Source organism: Novosphingobium aquimarinum (assembly GCF_009746585.1).
GTDB classification, from domain to species: Bacteria; Pseudomonadota; Alphaproteobacteria; order Sphingomonadales; family Sphingomonadaceae; genus Novosphingobium; species Novosphingobium aquimarinum.
The window spans coordinates 156,946-178,265 of record NZ_WRPO01000002.1; the positions used below are offsets into that span (position 1 = coordinate 156,946).

Here is a 21,320-nt window from a genome sequence, read left to right on the forward strand (position 1 = left end):
TTTGAAACATCTAGTCGCAGTACCATTGATCGCTGTCGCTTTGAGTTTGTCTGGTTGCGACAACACGGAAGAAGTGCCGGTACAGGAAACCCAAACCGAACCCGGGGTCGCCGTCATCGCCGATGATGCCTATCCGGTGGGGCAGCCGCTGAACGCGCAGCAGCAAGCCAATTTCGATGCGATGGACCGCGATGCCGTGGCGGAAGAATACGGGACGATCCTGGTGGCGGCGACGCCTGCCGAGAACCCACAGATGAATTCGGGAATGGGGACATCGGATCCCTCGAACGCAGATGCAACCGCAACGCCCGACGCGATGAATTCCAACGCGGGAAGCGGCGGCGCTCCGATGCCGCGCAGCCAGATGGATTTCACTTATCTCGATCGCAATAACGACGGCAAGCTCTCGGTCGCCGAATACGCGATCTGGGCGGCCCGCGTCGATCCGACCGATCCCAAGGCGAACGATCAGAAGCGCCCGTACCTTTCGCCGGAGCAGATCAACGAAGCCGGAACGACGTTCTTCTACTTCGACGACGATGGCGACACCTTTCTGTCGCCGAGCGAATTCGATCAGGCCCGGGCCAGCGCGCGCACGCCCTAAGCTCGCATCGCCAAAGACCGTCCCGGCCTGTCCGGTCGGGCGGTCTTGCCAGGGCCTATCCCCTGCACCTTGGGCAACTTGCAGTTTGAACGAGAAGGCCTCAGCCCCGCGCGGGGGCCTTCGTCATTCCGGCGCCATCCCCTCGCCGTCGCTCGCGACATCCTGCGCATCGACGCTCGTCGCCAGCGCGACATCCATCGTCACGTTGGCGACGGTGCGCATCATGTCGGGCAGCATCTCTACCGCCACCAGCACGCCGAGCGGCCACAGCGGCGCGCCCATCGCCGCCGCGATCGGGGCGGTCGACGCGATGAAGCTCAAGGTGCCAGGCAGCGACACCGTGCCGAACGTGGTGATGAAGGCGACCAGCGCACCGGCCGCGATCGCCGCCGGAGTGAGCTCGACGCCCGCCAGGTGTGCGGCGTAGATGCACACTGCCACGTTCATCCCCGGACTGGTCGCGCGGAACAGCGTGACCGCGAGCGGCAGCACGAATTCCGCGGTGGCCGCCGTTACCCGCAAGGCGCTGCAGGACGACAGCATGGTCGGCAGGCTGGCGAGCGAGGACTGCGTTGAAAGCGCGAAGACTTGCGCCGGGAACACCGCGCGGGCGAACGCGCCGAGCGATCGGCGGCCGACGAACAGCGCCAGCGGATATGCCAGCACCAGCATGACCAGCCCCACCGACGAGACCAGCGCGATGTAATGCGCCAGCGCGCCCAGCGCTGAAGCCCCGCTCGACGCCGCGAGCGTCAGACCCAGCGCGAAGACGCCGATCGGCGCGAGCTTGAGCACCCAGCCGACCAACACCAGCATCGCCGCCATCAGAGCCTCGAACAACGTCGTCAGCGCGATCCGATGCCTGTCGGACAGCCGCGTGGTCGCCGCCGCGAACAAGGCGATGAAAATGATGACCGGCAGCAAGCTATCCTCGGCAGCCGCCGTCATCACGTTGCTCGGGATGAGCGAGAGGAAGAAGTCTCCCAGCGTCGGCACCGCGCTTTCTGGTGTCGCGCTCCCCTCGATGGCGATCCCTGCCGGCACCGGTGACAGGCGCAACCACAGCGGCATCAGCAACGCACCGGCAAGCGTACTCAGCGCCAGCAGACCAACGATCGCGCCCAGCGTGCGCCGTGCCAGCGCGCCGGCGCGAGCCGCCATGGCGGTATCGGCGATACCGGTGAACAGCAGGCCGCAGACGAGCGGCAGGATCGTCATCTTGAGCGCCTGCAGCCACAGCGTGCCGACCGTCCCGGCGATCTCCAGCAGCGGCGCCATGGCGCGGCCATCGCCCGTCAGCAGGCCCAGCGTGAGCCCGGCTATGAGACCGCCCAGCGTCAGCCAGCCGGGAACCCTGATTTCGGGGATGCGGGATGGGCCCGTAGCGTCGTTCATCCTGGGAAATGGCTCATGCGGGCGTGACTTTATCAGTCTGCCGCGACATAGCAATTTATAGACAACTGGCTCGTATGGATGGTTCATGGGCAAGCAATTCTTCGGCACCGACGGGATCCGCGGTCGCACCAACGCGGGCGTGATGACTGCCGCCATCGCGATGAAAGTCGGCCAGGCGGCCGGCACGCGCTTTCTGCGCGGCGACCATCGCCACCGCGTGGTGATCGGCAAGGACACGCGGCTCTCGGGCTACATGCTCGAGAATGCCATGGTGGCGGGCTTCACTTCGGTCGGGATGGATGTGGTCCTGCTGGGTCCGATGCCCACCCCCGCGGTCGCGCTACTCACGCAGGAACTGCGCGCCGATGTCGGCGTGATGATTTCGGCGAGCCACAACCCTTACGAGGACAACGGCATCAAGCTGTTCGGGCCGGACGGCTTCAAGCTGTCGGACGACGACGAACTGGCGATCGAGGCGATGCTGGGGCAGGACCTGGACCTTGCCTCCTCCGAAGAAATCGGTCGCGCGCGCCGGATCGACGATGCGCGCGGGCGCTACATCCACGCGGTCAAGCAATCGCTCGGCAATCAGGTCCGGCTCGACGGACTCAAGATCGCGATCGACTGCGCGAACGGCGCTGCCTACCAGGTCGCGCCCTCCGCCTTGTGGGAACTGGGCGCCGAAATCGTCGCGCTGGGCGTCAATCCCAACGGCAAGAACATCAACGAGGCCTGCGGTTCGACGCATGTCGAGAGCCTTACCGAGGCGGTCGTCGCCGAGGGCGCCGACATCGGCATCGCGCTGGATGGAGATGCGGACCGGCTGATCGTGGTCGACGAGAAGGGCCGCGTGGTCGATGGCGACCAGATCATGGCGCTGATCGGGAGCCAGTGGGCTGCCAGCGGGCGCCTGACCGGGGGTGGCGTCGTCGCCACGGTCATGTCCAATCTCGGCCTCGAAAGGTTCCTCGCCGGAGAGGGCCTCAATCTGGTGCGCACCGCAGTCGGCGATCGCCACGTGCTCGAAGCGATGCGCAAGGGCGGCTACAACGTCGGCGGCGAGCAATCGGGCCACATGATCCTGCTCGACCATGCCACCACCGGCGACGGTACGATCGCCGCGCTGCAAGTGCTGGCGGCACTGGTGCAATCGGGCAAGCGCGCGAGCGAACTGCTCCACGTGTTCGATCCGCTGCCGCAGCTGCTGCGCAACGTGCGTTTCGCCAAGGGCAAGCCTTTGGAGGACAATGGCGTCAAATCCGCCATCGCCGATGCCGAAGCCGCGCTCGACGGCAAGGGCCGGCTCGTGATCCGCCCGTCCGGGACCGAGCCGGTGATCCGCGTGATGGCCGAAGGCGACGATGCATCGCTCATCGAGGAAGCGGTCGCCAACATTTGCGGCGCGGTCGCCCGCGCGGCGGCATGATCGCGCGTCCCTGCTGATGACTTTGCAAATGCGTCCGGACTGCGAGCGCTGCGGCGTGGACTTGCCCGCCGAAGCGCCCGGCGCGTTCATCTGCAGCTTCGAATGCACTTTTTGCGCCGAGTGCGCCGAAACGCTCGACGATCGTTGCCCCAATTGCGGCGGCGAACTCGTCGACCGCCCGACTCGCGCCGAACGGCATCACGCGAAGCATCCGCCATCGGACGAACGCCGGTATCGGGCGTAGCCGCGACGCTCGCCCTTCGACAGGCTCAGGGTGAGCGGGAGAGAGGGTGCGATAGAGTTAGAGCGCCTGATCCGTGTCCTTTCCACTCGTCATCCTGAACTCGTTTCAGGATCCATTTCTCTCCGCGCGCCGTCCGTCTGGGAGGCACGATGGAAGCTGAAACAAGTTCAGCATGACGGTCCTGAAGGTTGTGACAGCCCTAATGCGGTCGATTTCCGGTCGATGTGACCAGTTTTCCCACGAGTCCCGCTCATCCTGAGCTTGTCGAAGGATGCTTGCCCGACCCGCCAGCAAGCCCCTAACACCTCCCGCATGACCAAGCCCCCCCGCATCCTCTCGATCGCCGGTTCCGACAGCTCGGGCGGCGCCGGCATTCAGGCCGACATCAAGACGATCACGATGCTGGGCGGCTATGCGATGACCGCGTTGACCGCGATCACGGCGCAGAACTCGACCGGCGTGACGGGCGTGGAAGTGCTGTCGCCCGACTTCGTCGCCGAGCAAATCGACGCCTGCGTGTCGGACATCGGCGTCGATGCGGTGAAGATCGGCATGCTCGGCTCGGCCGCGATTGCGCAGGCCGTCGCCGACCGGCTGGAAGCCATCGCCGTGCCGGTGGTGTTCGATCCGGTGATGGTCGCAACGAGCGGGTCCGTGCTGGCCGACGCGGAGACGATCACCGCCTTCGAACGCCTGATGCAGCTTGCCGCGCTGACCACGCCCAACGTGCCCGAACTCGCGGCGCTGGGCGGCGACGAAGCCCTGCGCGAGCGCGGCATCGCCTACCTCGCCAAGGGCGGCGACGCGACCGGGGATGTGGTGGAGGACCGGCTCGAACGGCCCGGTCGAGAGCCCGTCGTCTGGCGCGCGCCGCGCATCCGGACGCGCCATTCGCACGGCACTGGCTGCACGTTATCGAGCGCGATCGCCACTGGGCTCGGTCGCGGTCTCGACCTGGTGGAGGCGGTTGCAGCTGCCCGCGAATTCGTGCGCGCCGCGCTCGATGCCGCGCCGGGCTTCGGTGCCGGCCATGGACCGATGGGGCATCAGGCGGTGCACTGATCACCCGCGTCCAGCGCCAGGTAGACGCTATCACACCATTCGTCGCCGACTTGCCAGGTGCGCGCCTCACGTCCCGTTTCGCGAAAGCCCAGGCGCGCGAGAAGCGCAAGGCAGCGGTCGTTGCGCGGATCGACATCGGCCTCGATGGACGGCAACTGGTGAACCTCGAAGGCGCGGGAAATCACCGCCGCCAAAGCCTCGCGCATCAGCCCCCGGCCCCACATATCGGGATGGAGCATGAAGCCGATCTCCGGAAAGCGGAAGAACCCCGCCTTGCCGATGACTCTGCCTTCGGCCTCGACGACGAAGTCCTCGCCCTCTCCATCGGGGATCGACAGCATGGCATCCAGCCATTGCCGCGTGACGGCGAGGGTTTCGTGCGGCGGGGTCGACCAGAACCGCGTCGCGCGCGGATCGGAAAGGACGCGGTGGAGTCCGGCAAGATCGTCAGCCTGTGCCGTGCGCAGTAGCAATCGCTCGGTGCGGATCCGTACCGGCGCCACTGGCTGCCCTCAGGCGCAGTCGAGATCGTAGAACTTGGTAATGTGCTCCCAGCCTTCCTCGGCGGTTTCGCACCAGCGGAACAGATCGAGGTCTTGCGGATTGATCACGCCTTCCTCGGCCATCGCCTCGAAATTGACGACGCGGCTCCAGTATTCGCGGCCGAACAGCAGGATCGGGATCGGCTTCATCTTGCCGGTCTGCACCAGCGTCAGCAGTTCGAGCAGTTCGTCGAGCGTGCCGAACCCGCCCGGGAACGCGGCCACGGCGCGTGCGCGCAGCAGGAAGTGCATCTTGCGCAGCGCGAAGTAGTGGAACTGGAATGAGAGCCGCGGCGTCACGTAAGGGTTGGGCGCCTGCTCGTGCGGCAGGACGATGTTGAGCCCCAGAGTCTCGGCGCCGACGTCGGCCGCGCCGCGATTGGCCGCTTCCATGATCGACGGTCCGCCGCCCGAGCAGACCACGAAGTGCCGCTTGCCGTCCTCGACGATCGCGCACTGGCTGGCGAGCCGCGCGAGCTTGCGCGCCTCGTCGTAATACTTCGCCTTGGCCACCAGCTTTTCGGCAACGGCCTTGGCTTCGGGCGTCGTGGCCGCCTCCAGCAGCGCGTCGCATTGCTCGGGCGCCGGGATGCGCGCCGATCCGTAGACCACCAGGGTCGAGCCGATGTTGGCTTCCTCGAACAGCATCTCGGGCTTGAGCAATTCGAGCTGGAAGCGCACCGGCCGCAGCTCGTCGCGCAGCAGGAAGTCGGTGTCGCGGAATGCCAGCCGGTAGGCCGGGTGCGTCGTCTGCAACGTGCCTGCCTGCTTGTCGGCGAAATTCGCTTCCTGCTCGGCCTTGTAGAAGCGGCGGCGATTGATGTTCTTTTCGTCTGTCGTCTTGGTCATTCTGGCTCCTTGGCGCTTCGGCCGCGCAGCGTCGAGTGCAAAAGCGGGCAGGCAGGGCTCGCGAGGCGCGCGCATTGCCGCTAGCAAGCTTTGCCATGCCTACCCGTCGTACTTTACTCGGCGGCCTTGCCGCTGGCCTCGCCACCATCGCCGTTGCTCCGCGCCTCGGCGCAGACCCGCACGCGGTGAAACCGCCACGGCTGCGCGAAGGCGATACGTTAGGGCTCGTGGCGCCCGCAGGCTTCGTCGCCGATCGCTTCGGCATCGAGGCGATCGAGGACACGGTGCGCGCGATGGGCCTGGTGCCCAAAGTCGCGCCGCACGTGACCGCGCGCGAGGGCTACCTGGCCGGCACCGATGCCGTGCGGGCTCATGAGCTCACGGCGATGTTCGAGGACGATGCGGTGCGCGCGGTGATGGCGGTGCGCGGCGGCTGGGGCTGCGCAAGGCTGCTGCCGCTGCTCGATTTCGCCAAGATTGCGCGGCATCCCAAGCTCTACGTCGGTTTCAGCGACAACACTGCCCTGCACCTCGCCTTCGCCGCGCGCACCGGCGTGATCGGCATTCATGGCCCCAACGCCTCCTCGTCGTGGCCCGAGGCGGCCTGGAACGATTTCCGCGCGGTCGCTTTCGACGGCGCAACGCCGACCTGGACCGTGTCGGAGCAAAGGACGGGGGGCCTCGGCCGCACCGCCGGCCAGTTGCGTCGCTTTCACGGCGGAAGCGCGCGCGGACGGCTGCTCGGCGGCAATCTCACCGTGCTTTCGGCACTGGCGGGAACGCCGTATCTGCCGGACTTCACCGGCGCGATCCTGTTTCTCGAGGATACCAACGAATCGGAGTACCGCATCGACCGGATGCTCACGCAGCTCGCGCTGGCCGGAATTCTCGGCAACGTCGCCGGGGTCGTCTTCGGCCAATGCAGTAACTGCGTGAACCAGGATGCGGGCTACGGCAACTTCACCGTCTACGAAGTGATGGACCAGCACTTCGCGAAGCTCGGGGTGCCCGCCTTTCAGGGCGCGCAGTTCGGCCATGTCGGGCGCCAGATCCCGCTTCCCGTCGGTGCGATGGCGGAGATCGACGCGGATGCCGGTTCGATCCGCCTGTTGGAGCCGGCGGTCGCCTGAACACCGGCCTGCTTCAACCACTATTCGAGGGGCACGGCAGCCGGGGCGGTCGAAATCCGATAACGATCGGGCACATCGGCGGCCCGGCCGCGTTGCTCCGCGATGAAGGATGCGTTTTTCGGCTTGTCGCCGTATCACTATCTCATGCTCGCCTGCGGTCTGGTGATCGTTCTGGGCTACTGGCTGCCGCGGTTCTTTTCAGGGCGAGAGCCGGCGGGATCCGCCCTGCTGATCCTCGGCGGTGTTATCACCTTCGGGATGATCCCAGGCGTGGCGCCGATCTTCAGTCCCCTCGAGCGCCCCGGTTTCTGGGAGATCACCTCCGAGTTCGCGGTAATCGCGGCGCTGTTCGGAACGGGCCTGCGCATCGATCGCGTCATTGGCGCGGGGTTGTGGACGCCGACCGTTCGGCTGCTGGTGATCGCCATGCCCTTGTGCATGCTTGCGGTCACGCTCGCCGGGATGGTCGCGGGCCTCGGCCTCGCCGCGGCGGTGCTGCTGGCCGCAGTGCTTGCGCCGACCGATCCGGTGCTCGCGGCCGACGTGCAAGTTGGCCCGCCGCTCGAGGGTGGAGAGCATCCGGTGCGGTTTGCGCTCACCACCGAGGCGGGCCTCAATGACGGACTGGCGTTTCCGTTCATCTATCTCGCTTTGTTCATCGCCTCCGCGGGAGCCGCAGGCGAATGGTTCGGCGAATGGTTCGGCCTCTACCTGATTTACAAGATCGTCGTCGGCGTCGCCGTCGGAGCGGGCGCGGGTTGGCTCTTGGGCAAACTGCTATTCAGCGTGCCGCGCAGCAATCCCCTAGCGGATACGACCTCGGGCGTGGTCGCGATGGCGGGCCTCTTGCTCACTTACGGCGCGTGTGAACTGATCGAGGGCTATGGCTTCATCGCCGCGTTCGTCATGGGCTTCTTCTTGCGCAGAGCGGAATCCGAGCACGAGTTTCACGGCCGGTTGCATGGCTTTACCGCGGCGCTGGAACATGCGGTGACTGCGATCCTGCTGGTGTTTCTGGGCGGTGCGATCCCTGCGCTGCTGCCTTACCTCGATTGGCAGCACGCCCTCATCGCGATTGCGCTGATCTTCGTCATTCGTCCCCTGTTCGGGTTCCTCTCGCTCTTTCGGACCGAGTATTCGACCAGCCAGCGGGCCGTCGTCGGTTTCTACGGCGTGAGGGGGCTCGGATCGGTCTATTACATGGCTTACGCCGCCGGGACGGAGCATTTCGCCGAGGCCGGCGTCCTGTGGGCCACGGTCGTCTTCACTATCGTGCTTTCGACGATCGTCCACGGCTTCACCGCGGGAAGCGTGGTCTGGGCCGCGACGCACGAAGAAGAATGACCTGCATCACCCTGGTCGCGGGCCAAACGGTCATCCGGCTCAAACGTGAAAACGGCCCGCCTGTGCAGACGAGCCGTTCGCATTTCCCGCAAGCGAAAGGGGATCAGGCGGCTTCGGCCTGCTCGTCCGGATCGCGCAGCACGTAGCCGCGGCCCCAGACGGTTTCGATGTAGTTGGCGCCGCCGCACGCATGGCTGAGCTTCTTGCGCAGCTTGCAGATGAACACGTCGATGATCTTGAGTTCGGGCTCGTCCATCCCGCCGTAAAGGTGATTGAGGAACATTTCCTTGGTCAGCGTGGTGCCCTTGCGCAGCGAAAGCAGCTCGAGCATCGCATATTCCTTGCCGGTCAGATGCACCCGCGCTCCATCCACCTCGACCGTCTTGGCATCGAGGTTGACCAGCAGCTTGCCGGTCTTGATGACCGACTGCGAATGTCCCTTGGAACGGCGCACCACGGCGTGGATGCGCGCGACCAGTTCCTCGCGATGGAAAGGCTTGGTCACGTAGTCATCGGCACCGAAGCCGAAGCTGCGCACCTTGGAATCCATTTCGGAAATACCCGAGAGGATCAGCACCGGCGTTTGAACCTTGGACACGCGCAGCTTCTTCAGCACGTCGTACCCGTGCATGTCGGGCAGGTTCAGGTCGAGCAGGATGATGTCGTAATCATACAGCTTGCCCAGATCGAGGCCTTCTTCGCCCAGATCGGTGGAGTAGACATTGAAGCCCTCAGCCGAAAGCATGAGCTCAATGGCCCGTGCTGTGGTCGGCTCGTCCTCGATCAGTAGCACTCGCATTCGGGAGATCCCCCTGATTGCCCTAGTGTGGTGTTCACGCGTTTTTTGCGGCTATCCGGCTGAACTGGATACTGCCTCGAATTAACCATGCGAACTATGAAGGTTAAAGGTTAATTTTATCCTAAGCTCGTTTAGCCTTTGATTCCAAGTAGTTTCCCTTAGAAGCTGTGGCCCGTTTGCATCACATTTTTTCACACAAGCGCGCGTTGTCTTCCAGCATCGACAATCGGCGCAAAGATGACCCAAAGCCGATGTGCGTCAGATATTTGGAGCGGTTCCGGCGATGCATGACATCGCGTCTAATCCTTAACATGCCCAACCCGCTATGCCCCGCTTCGGGACCGGTTCGTCAACCACATTGAAATTCCTTGCCGCTATGGAAGGCTGCAATCCCCGCCCCCTGCCAGGATTGCGCGAGACCAAGCTGATGACAGACCTTCCGATGCACTTCGAATCCGGCGCGCCGCGCGCCGAGCGCATAATCGCGCTCGAGCTGAACGAGCTGTGCCCCGATTTGCTCGAACGCTGGATGGCCGAGGGCCGGCTGCCCAACTTCCGGGCGCTGTACGAGGAAAGCGCCGTCCACGTGACCAGCGCCGACGTGACAGAGCCGGCGCAGCTCGAACCCTGGATCCAGTGGTACTCGATTCACACCGGCCTGCCCTACGAGGAGCATCGGGTCTTCCACTTGACCGATGGCGCTCGTGCGGGTCATCCCGATATCTATCGCATGCTGATGGCGGCGGGGCGGCGCGTGGCGAGCTTCGCCAGCATGAACGTCGCGCCGTTTTCGGCGCCCGGCAGCGTCTATCTCGGCGATCCCTGGACCGAGGACGGCAACGCCTCGCCAGCCGAACTGAACATCTACAACCGCTTCGTCAGCCACAATGTGCGCGAATATTCGAACGCGGCCGGGGGGCTCGGCAAGGCCGAACAAGCGCGCTTTCTCGCCTTCATGGCCTCGCACGGACTTTCGGCGCGAACCGTTTTTCAGATCCTCGCGCAGCTCGCCGACGAAAAGAGACGCGATCCCGCGCTTTCATGGAAGCGCGTCGCGTTGCTCGATCGGCTGCAATTCGATGTCTTTCGCAGCACCTGGCGCCGCCATCGCCCGCACTACGCGAGCTTCTTCGCCAATTCGATCGCCCATCTGCAGCATAGCTACTGGCGGCACATGGACCCCAACGCGTTCACGGTCCGGCCCGATGCGCGGGAAATGGCGATTTACGGCGATGCGATTCGTTTCGGCTACGAGGCGATGGACAAGCTGGTCGGCGAGTTCCGGACCTTCGCGCGCCGCGAAGGTGCGACCCTGGTGTTCATGACCGCGCTCAGCCAGCAGCCGTTCCTGCGGCACGAGGAAACCGGCGGCCAGCATTTCCACCGCCTGCACGACGTGCGCGGCTTCCTCAAAAGCGTCGGCATCGCCTGCAGCGACGTCGATCCGACGATGACGCACCAGTATCTCGCCAGCTTCGCCAGCGCTGCGGAGCACGAGGCGGCGCGCGCGCGGTTGGCCGCTTTCGTGCTGGCGGGCGAGGGCCCCGAGGCGGGCCGCGCGATCTTCGACTTTCCGGCGATACGGGCCGCCGGCCACGGCCTCTATCTCGGCTGCCAGATCGCGCGCAAGACCGCGCCCGACACGCCGGTCCACGACGAAGCCACGGGCCGGACCGTGCCGTTCGGCTCGCTGTTCTACCAGATCGAAGCGATCAAGAGCGGGCGTCACCATCCCGACGGCTGCTTGTGGATTCAGACCGGCGCACATCGCCGGTTCGAAGAGCGTCCCTCGATCCTCGATATCCTCCCGACCATGCTCGAACTGCTCGGCGTGCCGACGCCTGCCGGGCTGCGCGGATCGAGCCTGCTCCCGCACCTCGCCGCAGTCTGATCTTGCGAGGCCGGCTCAGCCGGCTTCGGCGAGAGGTTCCGCACGGACCCCGCGTTTCGGCTCGCGACGCTTGTGCGTCACCACCGGATCGACGCGGCGCAAGTAGGTCCACAAGCCGCACTGCAGGCCGATCAGCATATAGATGAACGGCTGGAAGGCGATCCCGACGAAGGCCGAACCCGCCAGATAGACGATGTGCGCGAGCTGTAGCGCGTTGGCGAAGGGCGCGGTCCATTGCCACTCGGGCTCCTCGCGCTTGCGATAGCGGCGGCGCACGATCTCCATCTGCCACAGCCCCGAGACTTGCAGCAGCAGCCATATGAACAGACCGGGCCAGCCCTGTTCGCCCAGCATTTCGAAATAGCTCGAATGAAAGGCGCGGCCGTTCTCGGTGACTTCCTTGGTTTCGACCATCGTCGTCGCGCCCGAAGTGTCCGCCTCGACCGTCTCGAAGCTGAGCTTGTTGGCCCGGTAGATGTCGAAACCACCGCCGAACGGGTGATCCTTCACATAGTCGAGCGTCCAGGCCCAGACCGCCAGGCGGGTGCTGGCCGATTCATCGGCGGCATGGTTCTCGATCGTGCTCATGCGCTGCGTAAACGCGGAGGGCAGGAACGGGACCGCGACAAGACCGGCCAGGGCCATCGCCCCCCCGATCAACAAGCGGTGCTTCGCGGTCCGCAAGTACAAGGCGCAAAGCAGTAGCAGGCAGACGAGCCCGGTGCGCGCGGCAGTGCCGACGGGGATCAGCGCGCATGAGAACACCAGCGCGCAAGCGAACGTCCAGACTCGCCAGTCGCTGGGAAAGATCGTGCCGTGGCGCGCAAGCCAGATCGTGATCGGGATTACCGAGATCGCCACCGTCGAAATGATCGAGCTTTCGTAGAGGCCGATGTTGTTCGACACGAAGAATTGCATTGTGCCGTAGCCGCCGCCGCTGATCACGGTCTTGATGCCGCCGTCGATGATGATCGCCGCGATCGACAGTGTGATGACCAGCGTCGCCGCCTCGATCCGCAGACGAGTGCGCAGCGTGAGCGGCAGGAAGATCGCGAAGAGCAGCGCTTTCCACACCCACGACCACTTGCCGGCCGCTTCCTCCGCGAACGTCGCGCCGAGCGTGCTGATGCCGCAGTAGATCATCAGCACGACAATCAGGCCCTGCCGCCAGGTGAAACGCGAATCGGTCTTGTCGTCGACCAGCAGCCAGCCGCCGAACGCCGCGGCGAAGGCGATCTGCGAAACCGGAAGAAGTGGCAAGATGCGATAGCCGATCAGCTGCGGCGCGAGGATATCGACCCAAAGATAGAGCAGGACCCACACGAAGGGCCGGCGAAAGCCCAGGGCGAGGAAGATCCCGAAGACGGCGAGCAGGCCAAGCTCAGTCACGCACACGCACTCCACGCGCAACGCGCGCGCGACGGACGGATGAACCCTGTGACGCCGAACCCTGTGGCGCGCCGATTTCGTCGCCCGGTTCGTTCTCGTCGTCGAGATCGTCGCGCATCACGATCCGCAACAACGCGATCACGAGCAAGGCATGCGGCAGCGCGAGCGCGAAAATGTCGACCATGCTTGCCCTCGTTCCGAATTGCGCCATGACAATGAGGCCTGCGCCTCAGGTCCGCTAACCTGTGGCAAATCCATAGAAGAACGGAGTTGACGGCGCGTTAAGCCTTCGCGGTCTAGGAATTCGGATCATGACGCGTATCCTTCATGTCCTCGATCACTCGCTGCCGCTGCACAGTGGCTACACCTTCCGCACACGCGCCATTCTCAAGTCGCAGCAGGCGATGGGGTTCGAGATTCGCGGGATCACCGGGCTGCGCCACACGGCGGAAGGGCCTCCGGCAGAAGCGGCGGACGGGCTGTTGTTCCACCGCACCCCCGGCGTCGCCAGCGGACCGGTTGGCCTGCGCGAATGGCGCGAGATCGCGATGCTGTCCCAGGCGATCGAGACCCTGGCCCAAGACTGGCGCCCCGATATCATCCACGCCCATTCGCCCGCGCTTTGCGGCGAGGCCGCGGCACGCGCGGCCCGGCGGCTCAAGCTGCCGTTCGTCTATGAGATCCGCGCTTTCTGGGAAGATGCTGCCGTCGGCAACGGAACCGGCAGCGAAGGCTCGCTGCGCTATCGGCTCACGCGCCGTCTCGAGGACCGCGTGATCGCGCAGGCGGACGCGGTCGTCACGATCTGCGAGGGCCTGCGGGCGGATCTGATCCGCCGAGGCCACGCGGCGGACAAGATCACGGTCATGCCGAACGGCGTCGACCTCGCCATGTTCGGCGAGCCGGTGCCGCGCGACGAAAGCCTTGCCCGCGAACTCGGTTTCGTGAGCGAGACTGGTCCGCGCCCCGTGATCGGCTTCATCGGCAGCTTCTACGATTACGAAGGCATCGACGTCCTGATCGATGCGATGGCGCTGCTCACGCGCTATCATCGCGATGCCCGCCTTATGCTTGTCGGCGGCGGCCCGATGGAGGCCGCCTTGCGCGAGCAGGCCGCCGCCAGCCCTGCCGCCGACGCGATTCGCTTCGTCGGCCGCGTGCCCCATGACCAAGTCGAGCGCTATTACGCACTGGCCGATATCATGGCCTATCCGCGCAAGCGCAGCCGCCTCACCGATCTGGTGACGCCGCTCAAGCCGCTCGAAGCGATGGCGCAAGACAAGCTCGTGGCGGCGTCCGACGTCGGGGGCCACCGCGAACTGATCGAGGATGGCGTCACCGGACGACTGTTCGAGCCGGACGATGCGGCCGCTTGTGCCGGTGCGCTGGCCAATCTGCTCACCCATCGCGGCGACTGGGCGAACTACCTCAAGGCGGGTCAGGCGCATGTCCGCGAGTCCCACGATTGGGCCCGCAATGTTGCGCGTTATCTTCCCGTTTACCAAAGCTTGTTACCCCCGAGTGTCGAAAAAACGGGGCTTGGCGCGGTCGCCTGACGTGATCGCTCCCGCCAACGGCTGCAACGGGGTATGATTTTGTCCGAAATGAACCGCAAGAAACCGGTCAGCCGTCCATCCCTGACCCGTCACCCGCTCTTCCCCGCGATCGTCGCGTTGTGGTTCGCTGCGCTGTTCGGTCTCGGGAGCCTGGCGATTCGGCCCGCGCTGATCGAGCAGATGGTGCTGGCGGGCGGAATCGACAGCGTGATCCCGATGGCTGCGCCACCGCTCGGCGTGACCACCCGCATCCTGCTGGCGCTCGCTATGACCGGCCTTGGCGGACTGATCGGCGGGCTGATCGCGCGCCAGATTTCGCGACCCAGCCAGGAAAAGCCCGAACGGCGCCGCGCCCCCAAGAGCGCCAGCGTACACGCTGCCGAATTGCCCGAAGCCACGACCGGTGCCGCTTCGCCCCGCCGCCGCGCGCTGGCGATGCAGGAAGACACGAGCCCGCTCGAAGCCCGCGACAACGCGCCTGTCCCCGGCCATTCGGCGCGCATTCTCGACGTCACCGAGTTCGAGCTCGAGGGCTTCGAACAGCTTGGCGATGACGAGCCGGAATTGGCCGACGCTGATGACGATGACCGTGCCGGTGCCGGCAATCACGAACCGTACGATCACGAAGAGTATGATGACCGGGATCGTGAGCCCGCCTTCCTGGCTTCCGAAGACGAAGACGAAGGCGAAGCATTCGAAGACGCGTTCCGCGAGCAGGCGGCCCCCGCCCGGTCGATCCAGCTTCCCGCTGACGCGCAAGTCTTCGCGCCGAATCCAGGGTTTTCCATAATGGAGCTCGAAGCGGATCTCGAAGACGAACCCGTTGACGAAGCGGCTGACGAAGAGACTACCGAAGCGTCAGCCGAGGCTCTGGATACGGAGCCCACTGCTGACGAAGCCGATCGCCAGGCGTTCCAGGCGCCACCGTTCGCGGACAGCGACGTCGCCTTCCCGGACGCCGCACCGACGTCGGAAACCGCGTCGCGCTCCTCGCTCAACAATCGCTTGTTCGAGGCCTATTCCCGCGAAATCGCCTCCCGCGCCGAACGCGCGACCGCGGCCGCAGCCAATCCGCTGTTCAAGCGCACCGAAGCGACGACTGCGGAGCCGAACGCGCGATTGCTGCCGCGCCTGGCCCTCGGCGATTGGGACGAAACCGAACTCGACGAGACCAGCGAAGCCGCGCCCGAGCACTACGCGCCGCTGTTCCCGCGATCCATCGCCGCGACGCACGAAGCGACCGAAGAACCCGCGCCGTTCACTGACAGCGCGGAAGACGCGCCCGCGGCAGCCCCGGATGCGCCGGAAACCGAACCGACGATGTTCGAGGTTCAGGATGACGAAGTAACGTCTCAGGACGATGCTCTGGAAGAGCCATCGGAAGAAGAAGCCCAAGGTCGCGACGATCCCGCGCCGCTGGATACAGCCGAGATCGATGGCAGGGACTCGACCGCGGCAGAGCGGATCGCGTCCAGCGAACTGGATGAACTCTCGCCGGTCGAACTGCTCGAGCGTCTGGCCATGTCGATGGCACGGCGCCGGCTCGATCGCGCTACGGCGGTCGGGGACGCGTCCGCTCCCGAAGCGCAAATGCCGACAGCAGAGGCGCCGGCAGAAGACCCGTCGCCCATGCCCAATCCCTGGAGCGACATTCTCCCGATTCCTTCGGATGTTTCGGACGAACCGGAAGAATCCGACGAACCCGAAGACATGGCTCCCCAGCCCTTGGCGATGCCCCGCACGATCCCCGCGGCGCTGCGCCCGGTTTCGTTCGAAGCCGATGGCGAGGACGACGAACTTCCCGGCTATGTGCCCCCGCGCAGCATCGGCATGGCGATGAACACATCGATCCCGGCGGCATCGCGCGCGGCGGCGGACACCGACGAAGACGAAGGCGACGGCGAGGAAGACGCCGAAGCGCTGGAAGAAGGCTATTCCTCGCTGCTCAATCTGTCGCGACCGTTCGACAAGCAGTTCGTCCGGATCGACGAGCCCGAGACCAGCGACGAAGTCCAGCCGTTCGTCGTCTTTCCCGGCGAGGACAAATCGGTTCGCAAGGATGATGCGGCCGCCTTCGACAACCCCTTCTCGGACCAGCGTCCCTTCGATCCGCCGGCAGCCGCCGAATCGCGCGACGAGGCCGAAGAAACCGAGCGGCGACTGCGGGCCGCACTCGCGAACCTGCAGCGGATCAGCGGCGCGGCCTGAATCGCGCGGAACCGACATTCGGTTCCTCTCTGCTGCCTTAGCGCACAACTATCGAACGATGACCCGCGTTCTGCGGGTCATTTTCGTTCGTTGATTCGGCTTCGCGGTTGCAAAAAGCATGTTGTTTCGTCATGGGGAAAATTCGGGTGGTCTCGTCGCAGCGCGCGGCTGCGCGAATCGCGTTCGGCAAGCGCGAGAGCCGGGGCGCGGACCCGCAACAGACAGGATGGATGATATAGATGGGATTTCCGGAACCCCAAGGCCTTTACGACGCGCGTAACGAACACGATTCCTGCGGTGTGGGCTTTGTTGCCCATATCAAAGGGCAGAAATCGCATGCGATCGTAACCCAGGCCCTGGAGATTCTGAAAAACCTCGATCATCGCGGCGCGGTTGGGGCTGATCCGCTGATGGGTGACGGCGCCGGCATTCTGATCCAGATGCCCGACGCGCTGTTCCGCAAGTGGGCCGAAGGTGAAGGCAAGACGCTTCCCGCCGAAGGCGATTACGCCGTCGCGATGTGTTTCCTCCCGCAGGACGAAGCCGCGCGCGATCTCGTGATCGAGACCTTCGAGAAGTTCATCAAGAAGGAAGGCCAGGAGCTGATCGGCTGGCGCGATGTGCCGACGACTCTCGATGGCCTGGGCAAGGCGGTGATCGCCTCGATGCCGGTCGTGCGCCAGTGCTTCGTCGCGCGCGGGGCCGGCACGCCCGATCAGGACGCGTTCGAGCGCAAGCTGCTCTCGATCCGCAAGCAGACGCAGAACCCGCTCGCGCAGATGGCCGCGAAGCATCAGCTTCCGGGCCTGACCGAGCTATACATGCCAAGCTTCTCGAGCCGCACGTGCGTCTACAAGGGCCTGCTGCTGGCGACCCAGGTCGGCAGCTTCTACGACGATTTGCGCGATCCCGCGTGCGTGTCCGCGCTCGGCCTCGTCCACCAGCGCTTCAGCACCAACACCTTCCCGAGCTGGAAGCTGGCGCACCCCTATCGCTTCATGGCGCACAACGGCGAGATCAACACCGTTCGCGGCAACGTGAACTGGATGAACGCACGCCGCCGCACGATGGAATCGGAGCTCCTGGGCTCCGATCTCGACAAGATGTGGCCGCTGATCCCGCACGGCCAGTCGGACACGGCCTGCCTCGACAACGCATTCGAGCTGCTGCTCGCGGGCGGCTATTCGCTTAGCCACGCGATGATGATGCTGATCCCGGAAGCCTGGGCCGGCAATCCGCTGATGAGCCCGGAACGCCGCGCGTTCTACGAGTATCATGCCGCGCTGATGGAGCCGTGGGACGGACCCGCCGCCGTCGCCTTCACCGATGGCCGCCAGATCGGCGCCACGCTCGACCGCAACGGTTTGCGCCCCGCGCGCTTCCTCGTCACCGATGACGATCTGTGCGTGATGGCGTCGGAATCGGGCGTGCTGCCGATCAAGGAAGACAACATCGTGCGCAAGTGGCGGCTTCAGCCCGGCCGCATGCTGCTGATCGACTTCGAGCAGGGCCGCATCATCGAGGACGAGGAGCTCAAGACCCAGCTCGCCGCTGAAGAGCCCTATCAGATGTGGCTCGACAAGGCGCAGTACATGCTCAAGGACCTCGACGTGATCGAGCCCGAGCTGGCCGAACTGCCGCAGCCGACCGGCAGCCTGCTCGATCGCCAGCAGGCCTTCGGGTACACGCAGGAAGACTTGAGCCGTTTCCTCGAGCCGATGGCGGTGAATGCCGACGATCCGATCGGCTCGATGGGCACCGACACGCCGATCCCGGTGCTGTCGAACAAGTCGCGCCTGCTCTACGACTATTTCAAGCAGAACTTCGCGCAAGTCACCAACCCTCCGATCGATCCGATCCGCGAGGAGCTGGTGATGAGCCTGGTCTCGATGATCGGCCCGCGCCCCAACCTGCTGGGCCGCGATGCGGGCACGCACAAGCGGCTCGAAGTCAGCCAGCCGATCCTCACCGACCAGGGCTTGGCCAAGATTCGTTCGGTGGAGGCCGCGCTCGACGGCGCGTTTCGCACCGAGACCATCGACATGACCTGGGATGCCGTAAGCGGCGCCGAGGGCCTGGAAATGGCGATCAAGGAAATGTGCTGGGCCGCGACCGAGGCGGTGCTGGCGGACAAGAACATCCTCATCCTGTCCGACCGTGCGCAAGGTCCCGATCGCATCCCGATGCCCGCGCTGCTGGCGACCGCCGCCGTGCACCATCACCTCGTTCGCCAAGGCCTACGTATGCAGACCGGCCTCGTCGTCGAAACCGGCGAAGCGCGCGAAGTGCACCATTTCTGCGCGCTCGCGGGCTATGGCGCCGAAGCAATCAACCCCTACGTCGCGTTCGAGACGATCGAAGCCATGCGGGTTCGCAAGAAGCTGCCGATCGACGCCGATCAGGCGCGCAAGAACTACATCTACGCGATCGGCAAGGGTATTCGGAAGGTGATGTCTAAGATGGGCATCTCGACCTACCAGTCATATTGCGGCGCGCAGATCTTCGATGCGGTCGGCTTGTCGAGCAAGTTCGTCGATGCCTACTTCACCGGCACCGCGACCACGATCGAAGGCGCGGGCCTTGCCGAAATCGCCGAGGAAACCGTGCGCCGCCACGCCGAGGCCTATGGCGACAACCCGATCTACGCCAACATGCTCGACGTCGGCGGCATCTATGGCTCGCGGGTGCGCGGCGAAGAGCACGCGTGGACGTCGGAGAACATCGGCAATCTGCAGCACGCGGTGCGCGGCAACGTGCCCGAAAAGTACGCCGAGTTCGCCAAGACGATCAATGACCAGTCGGAGCGCATGCTGACGATCCGCGGACTGATGGAACTGAAGGCGGCGGACAAGCCGATCGACATTTCCGAAGTCGAGCCCGCCAACGAGATCGTCAAGCGGTTCGCCACCGGCGCGATGAGCTTCGGCTCGATCAGCCGCGAGGCGCACACCACGCTGGCGATGGCAATGAACCGCATTGGCGGCAAGTCGAACACCGGCGAAGGTGGCGAGGAAGTCGATCGCTTCACGCCGATGGACAACGGCGATTCGATGCGCTCGGCGATCAAGCAGGTCGCCTCGGGCCGCTTCGGCGTGACCACCGAATACCTCGTCAACGCCGACGACATCCAGATCAAGATGGCGCAGGGCGCCAAGCCCGGCGAGGGCGGTCAGTTGCCCGGTCACAAGGTCGACAAGACGATCGGCAAAGTGCGGCACTCGACGCCGGGCGTCGGCCTGATTTCGCCGCCGCCGCACCACGACATCTACTCGATCGAGGATCTGGCGCAGCTGATCCACGACTTGAAGAACGTCAATTCGGCCGCGCGGATCTCGGTCAAGCTCGTCTCCGAAGTTGGCGTCGGCACGGTCGCGGCGGGCGTTTCCAAGGCGCGCGCGGATCACGTCACGATCTCAGGCTACGAAGGCGGCACCGGCGCTTCGCCGTTGACGTCGCTGACGCATGCGGGTTCGCCTTGGGAAATCGGCCTGGCCGAGACCCAGCAGACGCTGCTGCTCAACAACTTGCGGAGCCGCATCGCGGTGCAAGCCGACGGCGGTCTGCGCACGGGACGCGACGTCGCGGTCGCGGCGCTGCTCGGCGCCGACGAGTTCGGCTTCGCCACCGCCCCGCTGATCGCGGCGGGCTGCATCATGATGCGCAAGTGCCACCTCAACACGTGCCCGGTCGGCGTCGCGACGCAGGACCCGGTGCTGCGCGCGCGCTTCACTGGCGCGCCCGAGCATGTGGTCAACTACTTCTTCTTCGTCGCCGAGGAACTGCGCGCGATCATGGCCGAGATGGGCTTCCGCACCGTCGAGGAAATGGTCGGCCGCGTCGACCGCCTCGACATGAAGAAGGCGATTTCGCACTACAAGGCGAAGGGCGTTGACCTCTCGAAGGTGCTGCATTTCCCCGGACAAGGCGACAGCCCCTCGCTCAACTGGTCGGGCACGCAGGATCACGGCCTGGAAAACGCGCTCGACAACGAACTGATCGAAGCGGCGGCCGATGCGCTGGAAAGCCGCCAGGCGGTCCGCATCGAAAAACCGATCATCAACGTCAACCGCACGGTGGGCGCGATGCTTTCGGGCCAAGTCGCGCGGCGTTACGGCCACGCGGGCCTTCCCGACAACACGATCAACGTGAAGCTCACCGGTGTCGCCGGGCAGAGCTTCGGTGCCTGGCTCGCGCATGGCGTTACTCTGGACCTGACCGGCGATGCCAACGATTACGTGGGCAAGGGCTTGTCGGGTGGCCGAGTGATCGTGCGCCAGCCCGAGCGCGTGAACCGCGATCCGCTCAATAATATCATCGTCGGCAACACCGTGCTTTACGGCGCGATCAGCGGCGAAGCGTTCTTCAACGGCGTCGCCGGTGAACGTTTCGCGGTGCGCAATTCGGGCGCGATCGCGGTGGTGGAAGGCGTGGGCGACCACGGCTGCGAGTACATGACCGGCGGCGTGGTCGTCGTGCTCGGCAAGACCGGGCGCAACTTCGCGGCGGGCATGTCGGGCGGCGTCGCCTACGTCTACGACGAGGACGATGTTTTCGATAAGCTGTGCAACATGGCGATGGTCGATCTCGAAACGATTTCGCCGACCAGCGACGAGGACGAAGGGACTGGCCGTCCGCAGCAGCGCACCAACGGGGTCAACGATCTCGGCATGGGCGACATGCTGCGCCACGACGCCGATCGTTTGCGGATCCTGCTCGAACGCCACCACCTGCATACGGGCTCGAAGCGGGCGCGCGCGCTGCTCGACGATTTCGACAACGCGGTGGGCAAGTTCAAAAAGGTGATGCCGCGCGATTACGCGAAGGCGCTGCGTCAGCTCGAGGCCGAGCGCCTCGAAGCCGCCAGCGTCGCGGCGGAATAAG

Annotated in this window: 16 protein-coding genes; 10 read left to right on the forward strand and 6 right to left on the reverse strand. The window is 65.2% G+C overall.

Annotated features, from left to right (window positions below; translation table 11 throughout):
- Position 1 precedes the first annotated feature (1 nt).
- On the forward strand, positions 2–604 hold the full coding sequence (locus GQO94_RS02805; protein ID WP_156839632.1) for an EF-hand domain-containing protein: 603 nt from the start codon (positions 2–4) through the stop codon (positions 602–604).
- 123 nt (positions 605–727) lie between these two features.
- Here GQO94_RS02805 and GQO94_RS02810 read toward each other — a convergent pair whose 3' ends face one another.
- Positions 728–1,999 carry a dicarboxylate/amino acid:cation symporter gene (locus tag GQO94_RS02810; protein ID WP_156839633.1) on the reverse strand — a complete coding sequence of 424 codons (1,272 nt, stop codon included), beginning with the start codon at positions 1,997–1,999 and terminating at the stop codon, positions 728–730.
- A gap of 85 nt (positions 2,000–2,084) precedes the next feature.
- On the opposite strand from GQO94_RS02810, the gene glmM reads away from it, so the two are divergent.
- The 3 genes from glmM to thiD all read left to right on the forward strand — a co-directional run bounded on the left by glmM (position 2,085) and on the right by thiD (position 4,731).
- Entirely contained in the window at positions 2,085–3,425 is a 1,341-nt protein-coding gene (gene glmM / locus GQO94_RS02815) for a phosphoglucosamine mutase (RefSeq protein WP_156839634.1), read from the forward strand.
- Between the two features lie 16 nt (positions 3,426–3,441).
- Positions 3,442–3,669 carry a DUF1272 domain-containing protein gene (locus GQO94_RS02820; protein ID WP_156839635.1) on the forward strand — a complete coding sequence of 76 codons (228 nt, stop codon included), beginning with the start codon at positions 3,442–3,444 and terminating at the stop codon, positions 3,667–3,669.
- A gap of 312 nt (positions 3,670–3,981) precedes the next feature.
- Complete coding sequence (gene thiD / locus GQO94_RS02825; protein WP_156839636.1) at positions 3,982–4,731, forward strand: bifunctional hydroxymethylpyrimidine kinase/phosphomethylpyrimidine kinase; 750 nt, start codon at positions 3,982–3,984, stop codon at positions 4,729–4,731.
- On the opposite strand, the gene GQO94_RS02830 is transcribed toward thiD, so the two are convergent.
- Both GQO94_RS02830 and GQO94_RS02835 read right to left on the reverse strand, forming a co-directional pair.
- On the reverse strand, positions 4,716–5,234 hold the full coding sequence (locus GQO94_RS02830; protein WP_156839637.1) for a GNAT family N-acetyltransferase: 519 nt from the start codon (positions 5,232–5,234) through the stop codon (positions 4,716–4,718). The two genes, thiD and GQO94_RS02830, sit on opposite strands and share 16 nt — an antisense overlap.
- A 9-nt stretch (positions 5,235–5,243) precedes the next feature.
- Positions 5,244–6,122 (reverse strand): LOG family protein, encoded by an 879-nt coding sequence (locus tag GQO94_RS02835; protein WP_156839638.1) that lies wholly within the window; start codon positions 6,120–6,122, stop codon positions 5,244–5,246.
- 95 nt (positions 6,123–6,217) lie between these two features.
- Here GQO94_RS02835 and GQO94_RS02840 point away from each other — a divergent pair, with 95 nt between their 5' ends.
- Both GQO94_RS02840 and GQO94_RS02845 read left to right on the forward strand, forming a co-directional pair.
- Positions 6,218–7,252, forward strand: a complete 1,035-nt coding sequence (locus tag GQO94_RS02840) for a S66 peptidase family protein (protein ID WP_156839639.1) — start codon at positions 6,218–6,220, stop codon at positions 7,250–7,252.
- Positions 7,253–7,354: 102 nt separating this feature from the next.
- Positions 7,355–8,596 carry a cation:proton antiporter gene (locus GQO94_RS02845; RefSeq protein WP_156839640.1) on the forward strand — a complete coding sequence of 414 codons (1,242 nt, stop codon included), beginning with the start codon at positions 7,355–7,357 and terminating at the stop codon, positions 8,594–8,596.
- A gap of 103 nt (positions 8,597–8,699) precedes the next feature.
- Here the strand turns inward: GQO94_RS02845 and ctrA are convergent, their stop codons facing one another.
- The gene (gene ctrA / locus GQO94_RS02850; protein ID WP_156839641.1) at positions 8,700–9,395 is read right to left on the reverse strand and encodes a response regulator transcription factor CtrA; all 696 of its coding nucleotides are present in this window, start codon (positions 9,393–9,395) and stop codon (positions 8,700–8,702) included.
- Positions 9,396–9,822: 427 nt separating this feature from the next.
- On the opposite strand from ctrA, the gene GQO94_RS02855 reads away from it, so the two are divergent.
- Complete coding sequence (locus tag GQO94_RS02855) at positions 9,823–11,286, forward strand: alkaline phosphatase family protein (RefSeq protein WP_156839642.1); 1,464 nt, start codon at positions 9,823–9,825, stop codon at positions 11,284–11,286.
- Between the two features lie 15 nt (positions 11,287–11,301).
- Here GQO94_RS02855 and GQO94_RS02860 read toward each other — a convergent pair whose 3' ends face one another.
- Together GQO94_RS02860 and GQO94_RS02865 are read right to left on the reverse strand one after the other, a co-directional pair.
- On the reverse strand, positions 11,302–12,675 hold the full coding sequence (locus GQO94_RS02860; protein WP_156839643.1) for a putative O-glycosylation ligase, exosortase A system-associated: 1,374 nt from the start codon (positions 12,673–12,675) through the stop codon (positions 11,302–11,304).
- A complete protein-coding gene (locus tag GQO94_RS02865; RefSeq protein WP_156839644.1) occupies positions 12,668–12,859 on the reverse strand; it encodes a hypothetical protein in 192 nt (63 codons plus the stop codon). The genes GQO94_RS02860 and GQO94_RS02865 overlap by 8 nt, the downstream gene beginning before the upstream one ends.
- Before the next feature lie 127 nt (positions 12,860–12,986).
- Here GQO94_RS02865 and GQO94_RS02870 point away from each other — a divergent pair, with 127 nt between their 5' ends.
- From GQO94_RS02870 to gltB, 3 genes are all read left to right on the forward strand, one after another.
- On the forward strand, positions 12,987–14,231 hold the full coding sequence (locus GQO94_RS02870) for a TIGR04063 family PEP-CTERM/XrtA system glycosyltransferase (RefSeq protein WP_156839645.1): 1,245 nt from the start codon (positions 12,987–12,989) through the stop codon (positions 14,229–14,231).
- 48 nt (positions 14,232–14,279) lie between these two features.
- Positions 14,280–16,439, forward strand: a complete 2,160-nt coding sequence (locus tag GQO94_RS02875) for a hypothetical protein (RefSeq protein ID WP_156839646.1) — start codon at positions 14,280–14,282, stop codon at positions 16,437–16,439.
- Between the two features lie 239 nt (positions 16,440–16,678).
- Positions 16,679–21,319 carry a glutamate synthase large subunit gene (gltB, locus tag GQO94_RS02880; protein ID WP_156839647.1) on the forward strand — a complete coding sequence of 1,547 codons (4,641 nt, stop codon included), beginning with the start codon at positions 16,679–16,681 and terminating at the stop codon, positions 21,317–21,319.
- The last annotated feature ends 1 nt before the right edge of the window (position 21,320 follow it).